The organism is Myceligenerans cantabricum, from assembly GCF_054777735.1.
The window spans coordinates 1-18,015 of record NZ_BAAHAJ010000012.1 but is presented as its reverse complement, the minus strand read 5'-3'; the positions used below and the strand labels follow the sequence as shown (position 1 = coordinate 18,015).

Below are 18,015 nucleotides of genomic sequence, written 5' to 3'. Positions count from 1 at the left end.
ACTGGGGAAGGACACCACCGCCGACCCGGAGCCCTCTCCATGAACGCTGGAACCGCCCGCCGGTCACCCGCTCCGCTGCCCGTGGCGCCCTGGGCGACCCCCGCGGTCCAGCGGTCACGCCGCCGGTTCCGGGCGATCAACCTGGCCACGACGCTGCCGCTGTTCATCGCCGTCGGCGCCGTCGCGGTGGTCCGGCAGGCCCAGTCCTGGCAGGACGGTCTCGTGCTGGGACTGGGCATCGTGGCCGTGGTCGTGGCGTTCGAGCGCTGGACCGTGGGCGAGATCGGGCGGGTGGCGGTGCCGTGCCTGGCCGTCGGCGCCGTCGTCTGGCCGTACGGGGCGCTCCTGGCCGGCAGCGAGGCCCAGGCCGCGTACTACGCGCTCGCCGTCGTCGGCGGCCTGGCCGTGCCTCAGATGCCACGCCGTCGCGCCGTCGCCGCGGGCGCCCTCGTGGGCTACGTCGCGGCGATCGGCACGCTGGGGCTGGTCCTCTCGGACGACGTCGGGACCACCGAGGTGATCACCGCGCTCGTCGTGCCGACGGGGGTCACCGCGGTGCTGATCGGCGTCATGTTCCCCAACCAGCGGTTCTACGACGTCGTCGCCGAGGTGGAGGAGGCGCGGGAGCGGGAGGCAGAGCTCGCCGTCGTGCGCGAGCGGGTGCGGTTCGCCGGGGACCTGCACGACATCCAGGGGCACACCCTGCACGTGGTGAAGCTGAAGATCGCGCTGGCCCAGAAGCTCCTGCACAGCGACACCGCCCGGGTGGAGAAGGAGCTGCGCGAGATGTATGCGCTGGTGGGCGACACCATCGCCCAGACCAAGGACCTCGCCTACGGACAGCGCACGCTCAACCTCACCGCCGAGCTGGAGAACGCCCGCAACCTCCTCGAGGCGGCGGGCATCCGCGTCCGCGTCGAACGCCACGTCGAAGGCCGCCCCGGCGAGTCCGCGACACCGGACGTCGCCCTCCTGGCCCAGGCCCTGCGGGAGACGACGACGAACATCCTGCGCCACTCGCGCGCGACACTGGTCCGCGTCGAGGTGTCCACCCACGGCATCACCGTGGTCAACGACGGGGTCGCCGACGACTCCCCGCCCGAGCTGCGCGGCCTCGCCGCCCTCGCGCGCCGGGTGTCGGACAGCGGCGGCGAGCTCACCGCGCGGCTCACCGACGCGCGGTTCGTGACCTCGGTGACCTTCCCACCGGCACCAGGAGAGGCGGACCGATGACGACGAGGGTCGTGCTGGCCGACGACGAGGCGCTGCTCCGCTCCGCGCTCGCGGCCCTGCTGCCCCTCGAAGGGGACATCACCGTGCTGGCGGAGGCGGTGGACGGGGCGGACGCGGTCCGGGCCACGCTGGCCCACCATCCGGACGTCCTGGTCATCGACCTGGAGATGCCGGGTCTCGACGGCCTCGACGCCGTCGCCGAGATCCGCCGGGCGCTCCCCGGCCAGGTCGTCCTCATGCTCACCCGGCACGCCCGCCCCGGGGTGCTGCGCCGGGCGCTGCGGCTCGGTGTCCAGGGCTTCGCCAGCAAGTCGGCCGAGCCCGCCCACATCGCCGAGGTGATCGGCACCCTGCGGGCGGGCAGGCGCTGGATCGACCAGGAGGTCTCGGCGGCGGCGATCGTCGACGACAACCCGCTGACCGAGCGGGAGGCGGACGTGCTGCGCGTCACCGGCGAGGGCTACTCGGTCGCCGAGATCGCCGCCCGCCTCCACCTCGCCCAGGGCACCGTGCGCAACTACCTCTCCAACGCCATGCAGAAGACGCAGACCCGCACCCGGCACGAGGCCGCCCGCTACGCCCGTGAGCACGACTGGCTGTGACCCGCCGGCTCGCTCCTGGTCCGTGAGCCGACGCCCTCCGCTCACCGCCGCTACCGCGGCGTGGCCGCTCGGATCACGAGCGGTCACGCCGCGGGCGTCCCGGCCGCGTCAGAGACGCGGATCCTCCAGGACCGCGAGGGAGCTGAGGATCGGGTGACGTCTGCCGGTCTCGCCGATCAGCTCGACCGTCAGGTCACCTCCCGGGTGCTCGACCGTGGCCGAGTGCTCGTCGGCCGTCAGCACGCCCGCCTCGGCCCGGACATCGTGCTCGTAGAGCACGACCTCGCCGTCCACCAGCACGTCGAAGCTCCGTGTCCCGAGATCGAGCCTGCTGAGCTCCGCGAAGCCGAGGTCGACGCGGTAACCGCCCTCAGGGACGTCCTCGAACACGTAGCGGAACGTGCGGCCGGTCCGCTGGGTGCGGAACAGGTCGTCGTCCTCCGTGCCGTCGATGGCGGCCCAGGTGGATCGCTTCGTGCCGCCGACGTGACCCCAGGCGCCGGTACCCGGCCGGAGCGCCCGGTCCGCCGACCACGTGAAGCCGTCGGACCCGACGTGCCCGCGTCCGCCGACGTCGACCCCCAGCCAGTACGCCGACGTCGCCATCCGGGCCCGCTCGTACTGCTCCGGTTCCCGGCCGGTGCCGGCCGACACCAGCACGTCGCCGACGAGCAGGCCGGGACCGGCCTCGGCGTTGTCCACGGACACGGTGACCGTGGTGGAGTCCCCGACGGCCAGCTCGACGACGCCGTCCGCCGCGGCACCGGCCATCGTGAGCCAGGGCAGGTCGGCGGGCACCGGGTCCCCCTCCTCGTCCCGCGCGTGCTCGGCCAGCTCCACCGCCATCGACGCCGACCCCGTGTTGGTCACGGTCAGCTCCGAGGAGGCGTTCCCGTCCGGTCCGAGGAACCACTCCAGCTCGTCGCCGGAGATCTCGGCGACCCCCGTGGCGAGCGCCGTGTCGAACACCTCGGCGCGGCCCGGCCCGGCGACCCCGACCGTGTCGCTCACCGTCTCGTAGTGCGGCGACCGGACCTCCACGGTGTGGTCCCCCACCAGGGCCTGGGCCTTCCAGAGGCCCTGCGCGTTCGTGGTGATCGTGCGGGAGCTGCCGTCGCCGGCAGTGAGCGTGACGGCCGCCCCCGCGACCGGCTCACCGTCGTTCGCGTCGGTGACCTCGCCCTCGATCGTGCCCGACGCCGGCAGCACGTACTCCAGCCCCGTCCCGGCCGTCAGGACCGGCTCGTCGAACGAGTACTGCTGCGCCCGCAGGCCGTCGAGCCGTTCGACACCCACCGTGGCCGACGCCCCGTGGGTCCGGGGGTTCTCGCCGCCGAAGCCCTCGCCGTAGCCGAGCTGGATGCGCCCGTCCTGCACGAGCGTGACCGAGAAGCTCACGCGCTCGGACCGCTCGTCGTTGAACGTGACGTCGCGGTACTCGATGATCTGCGCGTCGAGCCCGTCCACCTCGGTCACGCCGACGTAGATGCCCGCCTCGTCGTCGACCACCAGGTCGTCCCAGAACGGATAGACCGCGTCGGCGGGCGACCGGGTCGGCAGCGCCGTGTTGACCGCGCTGGTCCGGCTCCGGTCGAACGTGAGCATCCCGTTCATCGCGACGCACACACCGTCCCACGACGTGTCGTAGAAGGGCAGGTCGAACCCGAACCACAGCACACCGCAGCCGAACCGGCCGGACCACCCGGTGTCCGTGGTGCCCTGGCGGTACAGGCCCGTCGTCTCCGTGACCGTGTAGGAACGGTCGGCGGGGGCCACCGGCACCTCCTCCGGCTCCGGCTGCCCGGGTCCGGGTGCCGGGTCCTCCTCGGCCCGCGGGTCGAGGGTCACCCGGAGCGCCGCGAGGCTCGGCGGACGCATCCCCAGGGAGCCCCGGAGCTCCACGGTCAGTGGCCCCCCGGCATGCCGGACGACGGCGGTGCGCCAGTCCGCGGTGTCGCGGCCCGCCGTCCGCGCCGCGTCGTACGCGTAGTGCTCGAGCGAGTCGTCGACGAGCACGTCGAACACCCGCCGGCCCGGTGCCACGTGCCCCGTCTCGGCGAAGCCGAGCTCCACCAGATAGGTGCCCTCCGGGGCGTCGTCGAGCTCGTAGTGCAGGTCCTGGCGCCACGTGCTGCGCTGGACCTGGAACAGGGCGTCGTCCGTGGTGCCGTCGACCGCACGGCGGGTGGAGACCTGCCGCGTGCGGCCCCGGTATCCCCAGGAACCGTCGTCGAAGGCCTGGTCGGCCGCCCAGGTGAAGCCGTCCCCGTCGGTGAACGCCGGCCCGCCCGCGTTGACTCCCACCTGGAACCCGGTGGTCGTGAGCGTGACGGGGACGTACTCCTTGGACTGGCGGCCAGCGTCGGAGGTCACGACGATGTTCGCACCGAGGACACCCGGCTCGACGTCGTCGGCCGACACGGTCACGTCCACGGTGACCGACTCGCCCGGCGCGAGCGTGCCACCGGTCGCGGACAGCGACAGCCACGGCAGGTCCGTGGTCAGGTCGTCCTCGACGTCGACGAGCAGCACCTCGTCGGCGATCTGGTCGGTCGCCCACAGGGCGCCCGTGGCGTCGGTGGCGAGGCCCCCGCCCTGACGCTGCAGCTGACCGGGGAACCACCACGCGTTCACCAGCGAGCAGTCTGCCGGGTCCACCTGCAGCAGCCGGCTCGGACGGTTCACGGCCTGGTCGGTGTACCAGATCGTGTCCGAGGCGTCGTTGTAGGCCAGACCCATCACCTCGGGCAGCGGCGGGGAGCAGTAGGAGAGGAACTCCCCCGGTGTCCCGTGCGACGTGCCCGCCACGGTACCGATCGCGCCGATCCCGCGGCCACCCACGTAGAACACGTCCCGGCCGGCGTCGTACGCGAGGCCGGTCAGCTGGGTGTTCGACCACGCCCCGGCGATCTCGCGGGTCTTCTCCCCCGTGTCACGGTCGAAGCAGTGGATGCGGCTGGCAGGGCTGTCCTCGATCTGGCACATGTCCCCCGTCCGGGAGTCGAAGGCCAGGTCGAACGCCCGGTAGTCGGGGTTCCACTCCGCCGCGAACTCCTTGCCGGTCTTCCGGCCCGACACCGTGTACGCGGTGTTGGTGCGCGCGTCGTAGTCGTGGACCCACACGTCCCCGTCGTAGCCGAGCCCGGTGGGCTCCTTCTCGTCGAGGTCGCCCGGGATCGGGATGCGGGCGATGACGTCGCCGCCGGAGTGCGTGCCGACCTCGTCGGCCTCCTCGACCGCGGCGCCGTCCGCGTCCTGCTTCGTGGCGCCGTCGGCGTCCGAGGGCTGCTGTCCGCGGGCCGCGGCCGCCGCCTCGTCCCACGCGGTGAGATCGATCGTGCTGTCCTCCCCCGTGCTGGTGCGCGACGTGACGTCGTCCGCGTCCAGCTCGGGGTGGCGCGCCACCTCCCCCAGGTCATACGTGACGGGCGCGGAGCCGGTGTTGGTCAGCCGCAGCGAGCCGGCACCGCGCTGGTCCGTGCCGAGCACCGCGTCCAGGCCCTCACCGACGACGTCCGCGACGCCGGTCGCCAGCCGAGCGTCGACCTCGTCCTCCGCGTAGAGCTCGCCGAGCGAGAACTCGTGGCTCTCGGTCACGTAGTCCGGGGCGGTGATCGTCATGGTGTACCCACCAACGGGGAGCTGCCGCCGCAGCGTGCCGGTCGAGGTCGTGATGAGGCTCTCGACCAGGCCGTCGTCGTCGGAGATCGCCACGGTGGCACCCTCCACGGGCAGCCCGTCGTTCCGGTCGGCGACGGTCGCGTCGACGTACCCGAAGTCCGGGAGGTCGTAGGTGACGACCAGCCCGTCGTACAGCACCGGGGCGTTCTCCGAGAACCGGATGCCGTCCACGCCCTCCCACCCCTGGATGCCGGTCGTCGTGACGAGACCGGCCGTGAGCGGGTCGCTGCCGCCGACACCGTCGCCGTAGGCGACGATCACCGTCCCGGAGCGGGTGAAGGTCGTGGAGAAGCTGACCGTCCCCTCCGACTCGCGGGGCCAGCTGCTCCCGCCCCAGACGACCATGTCGCGGTACTCGACGACGAACGCGTCCTCACCGTCCACCGTGGTCGACGCCGTGTACACCCCGCTGCCGTCGCCGTGCGGCCGCAGCGGGCTCTGGGTGTAGAACGGGAAGACCCCAGCACCGCCCGTGCCGGGCCCCGCCGATCCGTCGCCGACGGCGATCGTCCCGCGCAGGCCGATGCCGAGCGTGTCATGGGTCCCGTTGTAGAGCGCGACCGGGGACGGCAGCGGCACCTGCGCCCACACGCCGCTCGGGAACTCCACCTTGTCGGTGCCGCGGCGGTACCCGCCCTCGGACACCGCGCACGTGTAGCCACCCTCGTCCACGACACGCGGGACCGGGACCTGCACCGGCTCGGTGTCGGGCCCCACGGTCAGCGCGACGGAGACGGGCGAGAAGCAGGCGTTCGGCCGGACGTCGAGCACGTACTCGCCCTCGGGCACGTCGGCGACGGTGAACCCGCCGTCGTCGCCGGTACGCACGGAGTCCAGCGGCGTCCCGCCGACCGACACCTGCGCCTCCGGGACCGGCTGCCCGCCCTCGCCGAGCACCGTCCCGCTCACGTCGTGCGTCGGCGCGACCGCGAGCGCGATCTCGACGGCCGTGTCCTCGCCGACCGTCACCGTGGCGCTCGCCGACGACGTCCGGTAGCCGAAGGCGGTCGTGGTGAGCTCGTAGCCGCCGCCAGGCAGGTGCACGGAGAAGCTGCCGTCCCGCGCCGTCCCGACGGTCCGGTGGAACGGGCCGTCGATCGTCACCTCGGCCTGGGCCACGGGCTCGCCGTCGCTGGTCACGACGCCGCTCAGGGTGCCGCCGTCGCGGGGTGCGAGCTGGACGAGGCGGGCCAGGTCGAGGCGCCCCTCGCCGTACTTGTTGTTGAGCTCCGCAGTACCTCCGCACGAGGTGTCGTCGACGTCGACGGCCGACTCCGCGAGCAGGCGGCGCGTCTCCTCGATCTGCCCGACAAGGGTCGGGTCGTAGCTCCACAGGGCGGCGACGGCGCCCGCGACGTGCGGCGCCGCCATCGACGTCCCGCTGATCGTGTGGTAGCCGTCGCCCGGCCAGGACGACCGGACGCTGACACCGGGAGCGGAGATCTCGGGCTTGATCACACCGTCCTCCCCCTCTCCCTTGCGGGAGAACGCACCCAGCACGCCGTTCGAGGCGAACGCTCCCACCGAGTAGGCGTCCGCATGAGCCCCCGGCGAGGAGACGGTGTCGCAGGCGGCAGCCGGGGACGTGTTCCCGGACGACCAGACGCTGAAGATCCCGGCCGCGGTCCACGCCTCGTCGATCGCCGTGAAGAAGTCGGAGAAGGCGTGCTCCCCCGAGGAGCCCCACGAGTTGTTCACCACGTGCGGGCGCTTCGACACGTCCGGGTTCTCCCCGTCGAGGTCGGTGGGAGCCAGCAGCCACCAGCCCGAGTCGAGCAACGTCTGGAACCCGGTCGCCTGGCAGCAGCCGTTCGTCGCGATCCACTGCGCGTCCGGCGCCACACCCACCTGGTTCCCGGCACCGTCGTCGCCCACCATCGTGCCCATGGTGTGCGTACCGTGGCCGTTGTCGTCGCACGGGGCGTCGCCGCAGTCGCCGCGCGTGGTGAACCAGTTGTAGTCGTGGTCGAACGTCCCGTCGGCCTTCGTGCCGCGATAGCCCTCGACCAGCGCGGGGTGGTCGAACTGGACGCCCGAGTCGAGGTTGGACACCGTGATGCCCGCCCCCGTGGCACCCAGCTCCCACGCCTCGGGCGCGTTGATGTAGTCCAGACCCCATTCGACGTCAGCCTCCGCGGCACGGACGGCGGGTGCGTCCGGCTCGGGCTGCACGGGCTCGACCAGCCCGACCTCCGGCGTCTCGTGGACCTCGGTGACCTCCTGGTTCGCCGCAAGCTCCAGCGCGAGGCCCTCGGTGCCGTCCTCGACCAGCACGGCGTTGGCGATGGGGAACGACTCGTAGTCGACGCCCGCGGCGTCCAGCTCGGCGGACACCGTCGCGAGCGACGTCTCCGCAGTCCGGGTCAGCGCGTCGTAGACGAACTGACCGCGCTCGGTCCAGGAGGTGATGGCCTCGGCGGGCTCCAGGTCCGCGCGGTCCTCGAACCGGAGCCAGAACTCGGTGGTCCGGTCCTCGCGCAGGGACTCCCGCAGCTCCGGCTCGATCTTGTCGACGGGTGCGGTCGGCTCGGCCGCGGGCTCGGGCGGTGGTGGCTCGGCGGCCGGCATCGACAGGGGGGCGCTCACGCTGAGGCCCGCCGTGAGGGCCAGCGACGCCACGACGGCAGTGAGTTTCATCGGGGTCCTTTCCTGCGGCACCGTGCGGCGGACCTGCGGAACGCAGGTCCCCCGGCAGGGTCGTCAAGAGTGGTCGGGGGCCGCCGCTCTCGCGATCAAGGACGTCGTCGTCGTTGGCGTCGCGCACGGGGCGCGACCGGCCGGGAGATGACCAGGGACCGGCACCCGAGCCGTCACCGGGGTGAATGACTCAGGCGGGGACGATCCCTGGGGCTGGATCGTGGTCTCATGGTCCGGTGCGCGGGCCCGCCGCCGCTATCCTGCGTATACGTCAATCTTCACGACAGGTGGGAGCCGGACGGCTCCGCCGGGAGCAGGCCCGCCTCGACCGCGGTGACCGCGAGCGCCGTCCGGGAGCCCGCCTTCAGCTTGCGCATGGCGGCCCGGAGCTGTTGGTCCACGGTGGCCGGTGACTTCGCCAGGATCCGGCTGATCTCCCGGTTGGTCTTGCCGGTGGCGACGAGGCGAACCACCTCGAGCTCGCGCGGGGAGAGGTTGTCGCCGTAGCCGCGCCTGCCGCCGCGCCACAGGCGCGGCACGTCCGCGCCGAGCTCGCGCAGCCGCCGTGCGATGCGATCCGCGTCGCCCCGGGCACCGAGGCGGAACAGGCCCTCGTACTGGTCTGCCAGGAGCTGCCGGCCCTCGGCCGCCCTCCCCTCCGCGAGGAGCGCCTCGGCCTGGCGCCCCCGGGCGAGCATGGCGTCGTACGGCCGCGGCAGCGCGGCCCAGGCGCGAGCCGCTCGCGCGTAGGCGGCCGCCGCGCGGGGGTGCTCCCTGGCCGCGGCAGCCAGGTGGGCACGGCACGTGGCGAGAGCAGCCCGGGGCCCCGGCGCGGCCCGGCCGCGCAGCCCTCTGGCGAACTGCCCGGTCAGCCGCTGCGCCGCACGGAGATCGCCCGCGGCGAGGTACGCCTCGATCCGGACCGGGACGATGTCGGTACCCCAGACCCAGACGCCCTTGCGGCGCAGCGTCTCCATCGGCCGGTCGGTCACCCGCAGGGCCTGGGCGTCGTCGCCGGCGGTGAGCCGCAGGCGGGCCAGCGCGGCGGCGGGCTCCATGGTGTCGTCGATGGCGCCGAGCCGCACGGCCTCGTCGAGGACCAGCCGGAACTGCTCCTCCGCCTCGCGCCGTCGTCCGGCCGCGGCAGCGAGCCGGGCCGCGAGCCGGATGCCGGCCAGGTACGTCGTCGGCCGGTCCCGGTCGGCGTCCGCGAGGTCGGCGCTGCGTTCGGCCACCCCGTCCCACCGGCCGGTGTGCCAGTCCAGGTTGGCCCGCTCGATCTCGACGTTGTACCGGAGCCGGGAGGCCTGCTCGGCGTCGGCGAGGTGCGCCGCCAGCGTGAGGTGCCGTTCCGCGTCGGCGTGCCGGCCCCAGATGAGGGCACCGGTCCCGACGTTCGTGTGGATGCGGGCCAGGTCGAGCCGCTCCGCGGAGGTCACGCCCTCCAGCGGAAGCTCCGCGATGATCTCCCAGGCTTCCTCCTCGCCGAGCATGAGCAGTGCGGCGGCTCGGTTCCCGGCAAGGTTCAGCCGGTCGGCGGGCGCCGCGACCTGGCTCGTGATCGCGGCGGCGCGCTGGAGCCATCGCAGGTGGGTCCGGGCGGGCCAGGGGCCCGCGTAGGCCCAGCCGAGATAGGTCATCGCCCGGGCGGCCTCGGTCGGGTCGTGGTCGAGGCCGGCCACGGCCTGCTCGAGCTCGGCGAGCGCGGCCGTCGCCTCGCCGCCGAGGATCAGGAGCCGTCCGAGCGGGTTGCGGATCTCGGCCTTCTGGTGGTCGGACAGTCCCGGGGCGTCGAGCACCGCGCGGAGAGTGGCGATCAGCCGGTGGTGGACGGCATCCACCGGCTCGCGACGGCTCAGGGCGGCGATCCCGGCGGTGCGCGCGATCCGCGCCCGGTCGGGCGGCGGGAGCTGGGCGTTCGACAGCAGGTCGTCGAGCTGGACGACCGCCGTGGTGTGGTCGCCCGAGCGCATGGCGTGCTCCGCGGCCTCTTCGGCGTAGCGCGCCCACCTCTCGGTGTCGCCGGCCTCACGGAAGTGACGGGCGAGGCGCGCCGCGGGCGGGGGCCGGTCGCCCTCGAGCGCTCTGCCGGCACGCCGGTGCAGGACCCTGCGGTCGCTCGGTGCGACGGCCTCGTAGACCGCCGCCGCGGCCAGCCGGTGCCGGTACTGCCACTGGCCCCGGTCGTCGCTGACGAGGACCGCGGCGTCGACGGCTTCCGCGAGGCCGGCCCGGGACTCCGGCGGCGCCAGGCCGGCGGTGACGGCGACCGCGACCTCCGAGGACGGTTCCGCCAGCGTCGCCACGGCACGCAGGACGTGCTGCGCCTCCGGAGACAGCCGGCTCACCCGCTCCCGGGTGCAGTCCCGCACCGTGGGCGGGACGAGGAGCTCGCTGAGCCGCGTCCTCGTCCACTCCCCGTCGCGGAAGGCGATGTCCCGCCGGTCGCACATGAGGCGCACCGACTCCTCCACCGCGACCGGAAGACCGTCCGTGCGGTCGTGCAGGAAGGCGGCGAACTCCTCCGACACGGGGCTCCCGTCCAGCATCGACGACACCAGCGATGCCGTCTCCTCCTGGTCCAGCGGCGCGAGGACCACCCGGGACTGCATGACACCGGCGGGCAGTCGCGACGTCAGCCGCAGCAGCAGCGATCCGGAGTCCACCTCGTCGAGCCGGTAGGAGACCACCAGGCTCGGTCCACCGGCACCGAGGCGCGAGGCGATGAAGAGGAGGAACTCCAGGGTCACCTCGTCGGCCCAGTGCGCGTCCTCCAGCACGAGGAGTCCGACGTCGAGCGCCCCGATCAGCTCGTCCAGGGCACGGAACAGCCGGTGCCGCGCCGCCCGCGCGTCCCCCAGGGGCTCGGGGGCCGGCGGGAGCCCGTCGGACCATTCGGGGAACACAGGGCGCAGGGCGCCGGCGAGCGCGGTGAGGGGCAGGTCCGCGACGGGCGTGCCGATCCCCCGGAACGCGTCCACGACGGGGCCGAGGGTCTGGGACTCGCGCAGGGGCGGGCACACCGAGGTCAGGATCCGGCCGCCGCGCGGTGCCGCCGTGGCGAGCCAGTGCTGCAGCAGCCGGCTCTTCCCGATCCCCGCCTCGCCCTCCAGGAGGACGATCGCCGGCGGCCGGGACATCGCGTCCCCGATCGCCGCGAGCTCCCGGCCGCGGCCCACGAAGTCCGGCGTGGAGACGACGGGCGGGATCCCGTCGTCGACGGGCAGGGAGCGAGGCATGCGTGATGATCTCGCCGCAGGCTCGCGCGATGCAAGTACGCGCTGCCCGCAGGGCGACGGGCGAGTCACCAGCCCGCACGCGGAGCCGGCCGGAACCGGAGAGCGGACGAGGACGTCTTAGGCTGTCCTCACCAAGCGTTCGCCACCCCAGGATCGGCAGGTCCCCATGATCAGAACCGCGGTGTCGGACGACGTCGCCGGCTGGCTCGACGCGCTCGGGCCGGTCGCGTTCTACCTCGTCGTGTGGGGCCTCGTGTTCGTCGGGACCGCGTTCCTCGTCGGTGTCTTCATCCCGTTCCTCACCGGGGACGGGCTGCTGTTCGGCGCGGGCATCGTGGCCGGGACCGCCGACGGCGTCGACATCTGGGTGCTGGCGATCGGCGTCGGCGTCGCGGCCGTGGCCGGCGACCAGGTCGCGTTCCTGCTGGGACGCCGGTACGGGCGGCCCTACCTGAGCTCCCGCAAGGGCCGCTGGGTGCAGGCAGCGGTACTGCGCACCGAGCGGTTCTACGACCTGTTCGGCTGGTGGTCCGTGGTGATCGGTCGCTACATGCCCTGGGCGCGCGTGTTCGTACCGGTCATCGCGGGGATCGCGGGGATGCCCTACCTGCGGTTCCTGGCCGCGAACGTCTTCGGGGCGCTGAGCTGGGCCGTGCTCATCACGGTGATCGGCTACTTCGCCGCGTCGAACCCCGCGGTGCGGCCCGTGGCGTACGCCGTGGCCGGGGTGGTGATCGCGGCGTCCGTGGTCGCGGGGGTCCGCGCGTGGCGGCAGGACCGGGCGGCACGCACCCCGGAGGCCTGACCCGGGGCCGAGCGGCGGGCCACCTCCAGCGCTCACCCCCTCGGGGGCGGTAACGTACCGGTGCGTGGACAGGATCGCGATCATCGGCTGCGGCGGGTCAGGCAAGACCCGCCTCGCCAATCAGCTCACCGAAATTCTCGACCTGCCGCTCACCCACCTCGACAGCGTCTACTACGACACCGAGTGGAACCCGCTGCCGCGGGAGGAGTTCGCGGACCTCCAGCGCACGCTGGTGGCCGAGCCCCGGTGGCTGGTGGAGGGCAACTACGCGGACACGATGCTGATCCGCCTGGCTGCGGCCGACACCGTGATCCTCCTCGACCTGGGCGCGATCACGTGCCTCCTGGGCATCCTCCAGCGCAGGTGGCGCTACGGCGGCGGCCAGCACACCAGCGACGGCGTCTACGACCGCGTCACCTGGAGCTTCGTCCGGTACATCTGGAGCTACCGCAAGATCACGCGTCCCCGGGTGCACCGTCTGCTGGAGGAGCACGGCTCCCACGCCCGGCAGATCACCGTGACCAGCCGCCGTCAGGCCACCGAGCTCGTCCACCAGTTCCAGGCGCAGGCCGTCGGCCGAGGCGTCAGCCGCAGCCAGCCGGACGAGTCACGCCGGGCGCGGGGAGCCGTCAGGCCTCGATGAGGGAGATCACGTTCCCGGACGGGTCCGCGACCCAGGCGACCGTCGGCCCCTCGGACGGGTCGGCCGAACGCATGACGCCCCGGTCGTCCTGGTCGAAGTCCGGGTACCGGATCAGGTCCGCGCCGGACCCGGCGAGCTCGTCCGCGGCCTGGTCGATGTCGGGTACCACGAGGTTCAGCACGGTGAAGCTCGCCGGCTCGTGGGCCTCACCCTTGACGTAGAGGAAGACGGGCGAGCCGCCGGTGGCGTCGACCTCGAGGCCCATCGGCGTCTCGCGCACGGTGAGGCCGAGGACGTCGCGGTAGAAGCGCTCCGCCTCGGCGGCGTCGCGCACCGAGAAGCTGCTGAAGCCGCGCTGGATGGTAGGCATGTCGATCTCCTTCGTAGGGCGTGCCGCACCGGGCCTGACGAAGGGTTGACGCTGCCGGGACGCGGAACTCATCGGTCGGCCGGGCGCCGAGGCGGGTCGAGGAGACCTCCTCCCGGAGGGAGGCCTCCTACCAGATGGCCACCTCGGCGCCGAGCTCCAGGCCGTCGGCGGTCGCCCGGGCCGACGAGATCGCCACCCGGCCCTCGTCCTGCGGAAAGGTCACGCCGTCGGACAGCCGGTCCAGCCGAGGGTTGTCGATCATGCCGGCCAGCTCGGCGAGCGGAAGGCTCAACCCGCCGAACCTCACCGTGTCCGCGCGGAGCACCGCACGGTCGTCCTCGGCGGCGACGGAGAGCAGCAGGTCGACGGTCTGCTCCTGGCCCCCGACGGGCAGCGGCACCTGTGCGACCAGGCGGCCCTGCTCCGACGTGACCTGCAGCTCCTCCAGCTCGGTGGCGGACCGTGCCAGGTCGGTCATGGCCTCGGGCGACACCTCGACCCGCAGCCTGGCCTGCCCGGTCGCCACCTGCCAGAGCGCCGGCGTCTCGTCCCGCGTCACGGTGACCCCCGCAGGCATGTCCGCCGCGGCGGCCTCGATCCGGTCGTCGATGACGCTCCGCAGGGCGAGCTCACCGACCACTGCGAGGGCGACCAGCCCGACCGTCGTCACGAGGGCGCCGACGGCCCGACGGCGACGACGGGAACGGCGACGGGAGCGAGAACTGGACGGAGCGCTCTGAGACATGGGGGCGATTCCACAGGACGGACCTGCTCAGTGGTTGAGGATCCGCTGAGCGTCCGATGAGGAGCCGCCCAGCATGCCGCCCTCGACCGCGGGCGGCCCGCGCCGGCCGAGGGGCCGGGACCGGATGCCCGGGCGGCTCTTACCGGCCGAGGATCCGCGACAGGAAGCCGCCGTTCGAAGGTGCCTCCTCGTGACCGGCGCACCACTGCGCCGCGGGCACGTCGCGCCTGACGTCCTCGACGTGCTCGCCGCAGCCGGCCCAGGTGGTCTTGCCGCACGTCGTACAGGTCACTGCCTGGCACATCTGTGTTCTCCTCGTGAGTCTCGGGATGGGAGTGGGAATGGGAAGCGAGGTCTCGGTCAGGCGAGAGCGAGGAAGAGCTTCTCGAGCTCCTCGGTGGTGAGCCCGTCCTTGGCCCTGGCGGCCTCCGGATCGTCGAGGCAGTCCTTCATCGCGGTCGAGATCACCGCGAAGCCCGCCCGGTCCAGGGCGCTGGAGACGGCAGCGAGCTGCATGACGACGTCGCGGCACGAGCCGCCGTTCTCGACCGCGTCGATGACCGCGTCGAGCTGGCCGCGTGCGCGACGCAGCCGGTTGCGGATACGCCGCTGGGCGTCGAGGTCGGTGGGCATGAAGAGGTCCTCTCGTCGGACGGTCCGGAGATGTCGGTGGGCAGGCGCTCGGAAGCGTCGAGCCGGGGCACGCACGAGGCGCTCGTCCCGCAGGCCGCGCCTCCGGTGGCGGCCCGCCTCACTCCGTCCCGGCCTGGCCGTCCTGCGCGGCGATCTCCGCGTGCACCTGCTCCATGTCGAGCTCCTGCACGGCGGTGACGACCTGCTCGAGCTGGGGCGGGGCGAGCGCCCCCGGCTGGGCGAACACGACGACGCCGTCGCGGACGGCCATCAGCGTGGGGATGGAGGTGATGCCGAAGCCTGCCGCGAGCTCCTGCTGCGCCTCGGTGTCGACCTTGCCGAACACCACGTCCGGGTGGGTGTCGGAGGCGCCCTCGAAGACCGGGGCGAAGCTGCGGCACGGGCCGCACCAGTCGGCCCAGAAGTCCAGCATGACGATGTCGTTGGCGGTCACCGTCTCGCGCAGGTTCTCGTGCGTGATCTCTTGTGTAGCCATGCTCGCAAAGATACCCCTGGGGGTATCGTTCCGCAAGCAGCGCCCCTGGCACAGGAGAAGCGGTGCGGTACCGGAGTCCTACCAGGACCGGCCGTGCGAACCGTGCCCCGGCTCCTCCCGCAGCCGCTCGCCGTCCGCCGCCGGCTCGTGGGCGCGCAGGGGCTCGGCTCTGGTCGGCACCCCTGCGAGGCGGCACGGGTCCGCGCCTCCGGGACCGTCGGCCCTGGTGCGGCCACGCCGGAGAGCGGATATTTTGCCAGGAGGCAGCGTCGGTCCGTTCCCGGAGGTGTGCCGTGCCCGTCACACGCAGGGTCGTTCGCAGACTGGTCGCGTTCGGCGGCAGTCTGGTCATCCTTCTCGTCGGGCTGGCCGCCCCCGCGGCCGCCGCGCCCGAGACGCCGGTCGCCTACCCGTCCGGCTCGACGGTGACGCGCGCCAACGGCCTCGCCTTCGACACCTGTACGGCGCCGTCGCTCGCGGCGCTGCGGGCATGGCGGGGGACGTCGCCGTACACGACCGTGAACATCTACTTCGGCGGCAACAACCGCGGCTGCGCGCAACCGAACCTGACCAGGGCGTGGGTGCACGCGGCGACCGCGGCGCGCTGGAAGCTGCTGCCCACCTACTTCGGGTACCAGCCGTACTGCGTGTTCGGCCCCAAGCCGAACCGCTACACCACCGCCGCCGCCAGGTCCCGGGGGGTCTCGGACGCCGACGACGCGGTGACGCGGGCGAAGGCCCTGGGCCTCCGGCCGGGCAGCGCCCTGTACGCCGACGTCGAGCACTACGACCGCACCGACCCGACGTGCCGGACCGCGGTACGCCGCTACGTCTCGGCATGGACGAAGACCCTGCACTCGGCGGGATACCTGGCGGGCGTGTACGTCCATCAGAACTCGGGCCTGCGGGACCTCTCCGACTCCTACGGCTCCACCGCCCACGCCCGCCCGGACGCGGTGTGGATGGCTCGCTGGGACGGCGACACGTCGCTGACCGGCTGGCCGACCGCGCCGGACTCGCACTGGTCGGCCTTCCAGCGCGCGAAGCAGTACCGCGGCGACCACGACGAGACCTGGGGCGGGGTGCGGCTCAACATCGACTCCGACGCCATCCGGGCGCCCGTGGCCAGCGTCACGCGCACCTACGCCGTGACGAGCACGACGCGCCTGAACGCCCGCAAGGGACCGTCCACCTCCACCTCCGTCAGGCGCAGCCACGCGCCGGGCGCCTCGCTGTCCGTCGTGTGCCAGGGCACCGGGCAGCGGGTCGGCACGACCAAGGTGTGGGACCGGCTGGCCGGCGGGGCGTGGGTCAGCGACCACTACGTCTCGACGCCGTCGCACACGGGATTCACCTCGGCGCTGCCCCGGTGCACCTACTCCGGGCAGGTGACCAGGGACTCGCTCAACGCCCGCACGGGCCCGGGAACGTCGTACCCGACCACGGGCGGCCGGCTGCACCGCGGCGCCCTGGCCCACGTGGTGTGCCAGAGGTCAGGCAGCAGGGTCGGCACCACGTCCGTGTGGAACAAGCTGCGCGACGGGCGCTGGGTCACCGACCACTACGTCGCGAACCGCTCCAGCACCACGTGGAGCACGCCGGTCCCCCGCTGCCGGTGACGGTCCTCGTGACGGTCACCGGCCCGCGGCGGCGCGGGCCCGGTGCCGGCGTACCGCTGCCCGGTTCGCGCAGCGGACGGAACAGTACTGCTGCCGCCCGTTGCGGGTGACGTCGACGACCACCGCCGAGCACGGGTCCTGCGGCGCCTTCCCGGCCGCGCACCGGCCGAGGCGGTGCATCCCCCGGGTGGTCAGGTGCAGCGCCGTGCCCACGCTGATGACCGCGCCGAGCACCTCGGGCAGTGACTGCTCCCAGTCGCGGTAGTGCAGGTGCCAGCCCTCGCCGTCGTGGTCGATCAGCCGGGGGTAGGCCGTCGCGGCGGCCATCTGGGCGTTCAGGAGCCGTGCGCGGTCGGGCGGGTCGGCGGCGTCGACGACGCGCAGCCAGTCGTCGACGACGCGCCGGGTGCGCTCGTGGTCGTCCGGCAGCACGGGGAAGTCCATCGTCATGCCGAAGTCCCGGGTCCGCGCCTCGATCCCGGCACGGGTGCCGGGCCAGTCGTCGGCGAGCGACGCGGCGAGCAGGACCGCGTACTGGCCGTAAGGGTTGAGATGCATAAGGGCATTACAGCACGGTGGTGCGCATGACGATCCTCGAAGCGCACGACGAGTACCGCCGCACCGGTCCGCACGGGTCCCACGAGCATGCGTGGGTCACCGAGTCGAGCCACCGGACCTCCGAGGGCCGGGTGCGCTACGTGCGCTGCCGGTGCGGCAGCCGGCGCGTCGACCTCCAGCCGCACCCCCACCTCCCGCCGTCGCCCCTCAGCACCACCCTCGGCGCGCCGGCCTCGCGGGCACACCTCACCTCCTAGCCGGTCGGGCCGCGGGCGACGGGGCAGGTCACGGCGTGCCCAACATCCGGACCCATCCGGATCGGGCACCGTTCCGAACCTCTGGTGCACCAACACGGGCGACACCTTGTCGCCACTACAGGAGGAACCCGTATGCGTACGACACGACTTGCGATGGCTGCGACGGCTGCGGCCCTGGTGGGCCTGCCGCTGGCGGCAGGATCTGCCGTCGCGGACGACCACGGCAGCCACGAGCTCACCGCCGAGCTCACCCAGCTCAACGACTCGGGAGCCTCGGGCACCGCCTGGGCCCTGGTCGAGGGCACCCAGGTCCAGGTCAAGGTCGAGACCCAGGGACTGCTGGACGGCGCCCCGCACGCCCAGCACATCCACATCGGCGGGCAGAACGTGTGCCCCGACAACGGCCAGGAAGGCAGCGGCTTCCAGGGCGCGCTCCAGGTCAGCGATGCAGCCGACCAGTACGGCGGCGTCGCGGTCTCACTGACCACCGACCCGGG

At 73.2% G+C, this 18,015-nt stretch carries 15 protein-coding genes; 7 read left to right on the top strand and 8 right to left on the bottom strand.

Going from position 1 to position 18,015, the window contains the following annotated elements; translation table 11 throughout:
* Positions 1-39 precede the first annotated feature (39 nt).
* A complete protein-coding gene (locus ACYU96_RS16650) occupies positions 40-1,233 on the top strand; it encodes a sensor histidine kinase (RefSeq protein WP_460755953.1) in 1,194 nt (397 codons plus the stop codon).
* Entirely contained in the window at positions 1,230-1,835 is a 606-nt protein-coding gene (locus tag ACYU96_RS16645) for a response regulator transcription factor (RefSeq protein ID WP_460755951.1), read from the top strand. The genes ACYU96_RS16650 and ACYU96_RS16645 overlap by 4 nt, the downstream gene beginning before the upstream one ends.
* Positions 1,836-1,943: 108 nt before the next feature.
* On the opposite strand, the gene ACYU96_RS16640 is transcribed toward ACYU96_RS16645, so the two are convergent.
* Together ACYU96_RS16640 and ACYU96_RS16635 are read right to left on the bottom strand one after the other, a co-directional pair.
* On the bottom strand, positions 1,944-8,153 hold the full coding sequence (locus ACYU96_RS16640; RefSeq protein WP_460755948.1) for a S8 family serine peptidase: 6,210 nt from the start codon (positions 8,151-8,153) through the stop codon (positions 1,944-1,946).
* A 278-nt stretch (positions 8,154-8,431) separates the two neighbouring features.
* Complete coding sequence (locus ACYU96_RS16635) at positions 8,432-11,392, bottom strand: ATP-binding protein (RefSeq protein WP_460755945.1); 2,961 nt, start codon at positions 11,390-11,392, stop codon at positions 8,432-8,434.
* 166 nt (positions 11,393-11,558) lie between these two features.
* Between ACYU96_RS16635 and ACYU96_RS16630 the strand changes: the two genes are divergently transcribed.
* Complete coding sequence (locus ACYU96_RS16630; RefSeq protein ID WP_460755942.1) at positions 11,559-12,197, top strand: DedA family protein; 639 nt, start codon at positions 11,559-11,561, stop codon at positions 12,195-12,197.
* Between the two features lie 64 nt (positions 12,198-12,261).
* Positions 12,262-12,840 carry a P-loop NTPase family protein gene (locus tag ACYU96_RS16625; protein ID WP_460755940.1) on the top strand — a complete coding sequence of 193 codons (579 nt, stop codon included), beginning with the start codon at positions 12,262-12,264 and terminating at the stop codon, positions 12,838-12,840.
* Here the strand turns inward: ACYU96_RS16625 and ACYU96_RS16620 are convergent.
* From ACYU96_RS16620 to trxA, 5 genes are all read right to left on the bottom strand, one after another.
* Entirely contained in the window at positions 12,827-13,210 is a 384-nt protein-coding gene (locus ACYU96_RS16620; protein ID WP_460755937.1) for a VOC family protein, read from the bottom strand. The genes ACYU96_RS16625 and ACYU96_RS16620 overlap by 14 nt on opposite strands.
* Positions 13,211-13,337: 127 nt before the next feature.
* The gene (locus ACYU96_RS16615) at positions 13,338-13,955 is read right to left on the bottom strand and encodes a hypothetical protein (RefSeq protein WP_460755934.1); all 618 of its coding nucleotides are present in this window, start codon (positions 13,953-13,955) and stop codon (positions 13,338-13,340) included.
* Between the two features lie 139 nt (positions 13,956-14,094).
* A complete protein-coding gene (locus ACYU96_RS16610) occupies positions 14,095-14,259 on the bottom strand; it encodes a hypothetical protein (RefSeq protein ID WP_460755931.1) in 165 nt (54 codons plus the stop codon).
* 56 nt (positions 14,260-14,315) lie between these two features.
* Positions 14,316-14,588 carry a metal-sensitive transcriptional regulator gene (locus ACYU96_RS16605; protein ID WP_460755928.1) on the bottom strand — a complete coding sequence of 91 codons (273 nt, stop codon included), beginning with the start codon at positions 14,586-14,588 and terminating at the stop codon, positions 14,316-14,318.
* Positions 14,589-14,706: 118 nt separating this feature from the next.
* Positions 14,707-15,084, bottom strand: coding sequence for a thioredoxin (trxA, locus tag ACYU96_RS16600; protein WP_460755925.1), 378 nt, complete (start codon positions 15,082-15,084; stop codon positions 14,707-14,709).
* Positions 15,085-15,377: 293 nt separating this feature from the next.
* Between trxA and ACYU96_RS16595 the strand changes: the two genes are divergently transcribed.
* Positions 15,378-16,703 carry a glycoside hydrolase domain-containing protein gene (locus ACYU96_RS16595; protein ID WP_460755923.1) on the top strand — a complete coding sequence of 442 codons (1,326 nt, stop codon included), beginning with the start codon at positions 15,378-15,380 and terminating at the stop codon, positions 16,701-16,703.
* A gap of 15 nt (positions 16,704-16,718) precedes the next feature.
* Here ACYU96_RS16595 and ACYU96_RS16590 read toward each other — a convergent pair whose 3' ends face one another.
* Positions 16,719-17,261, bottom strand: coding sequence for a CGNR zinc finger domain-containing protein (locus tag ACYU96_RS16590; RefSeq protein ID WP_460755919.1), 543 nt, complete (start codon positions 17,259-17,261; stop codon positions 16,719-16,721).
* Positions 17,262-17,287: 26 nt separating this feature from the next.
* Here ACYU96_RS16590 and ACYU96_RS16585 point away from each other — a divergent pair, with 26 nt between their 5' ends.
* Together ACYU96_RS16585 and ACYU96_RS16580 are read left to right on the top strand one after the other, a co-directional pair.
* On the top strand, positions 17,288-17,518 hold the full coding sequence (locus ACYU96_RS16585; protein WP_460755916.1) for a hypothetical protein: 231 nt from the start codon (positions 17,288-17,290) through the stop codon (positions 17,516-17,518).
* A gap of 132 nt (positions 17,519-17,650) precedes the next feature.
* Positions 17,651-18,015: CHRD domain-containing protein (locus tag ACYU96_RS16580; RefSeq protein WP_460755914.1), on the top strand; the 365-nt coding region annotated here is incomplete at its 3' end.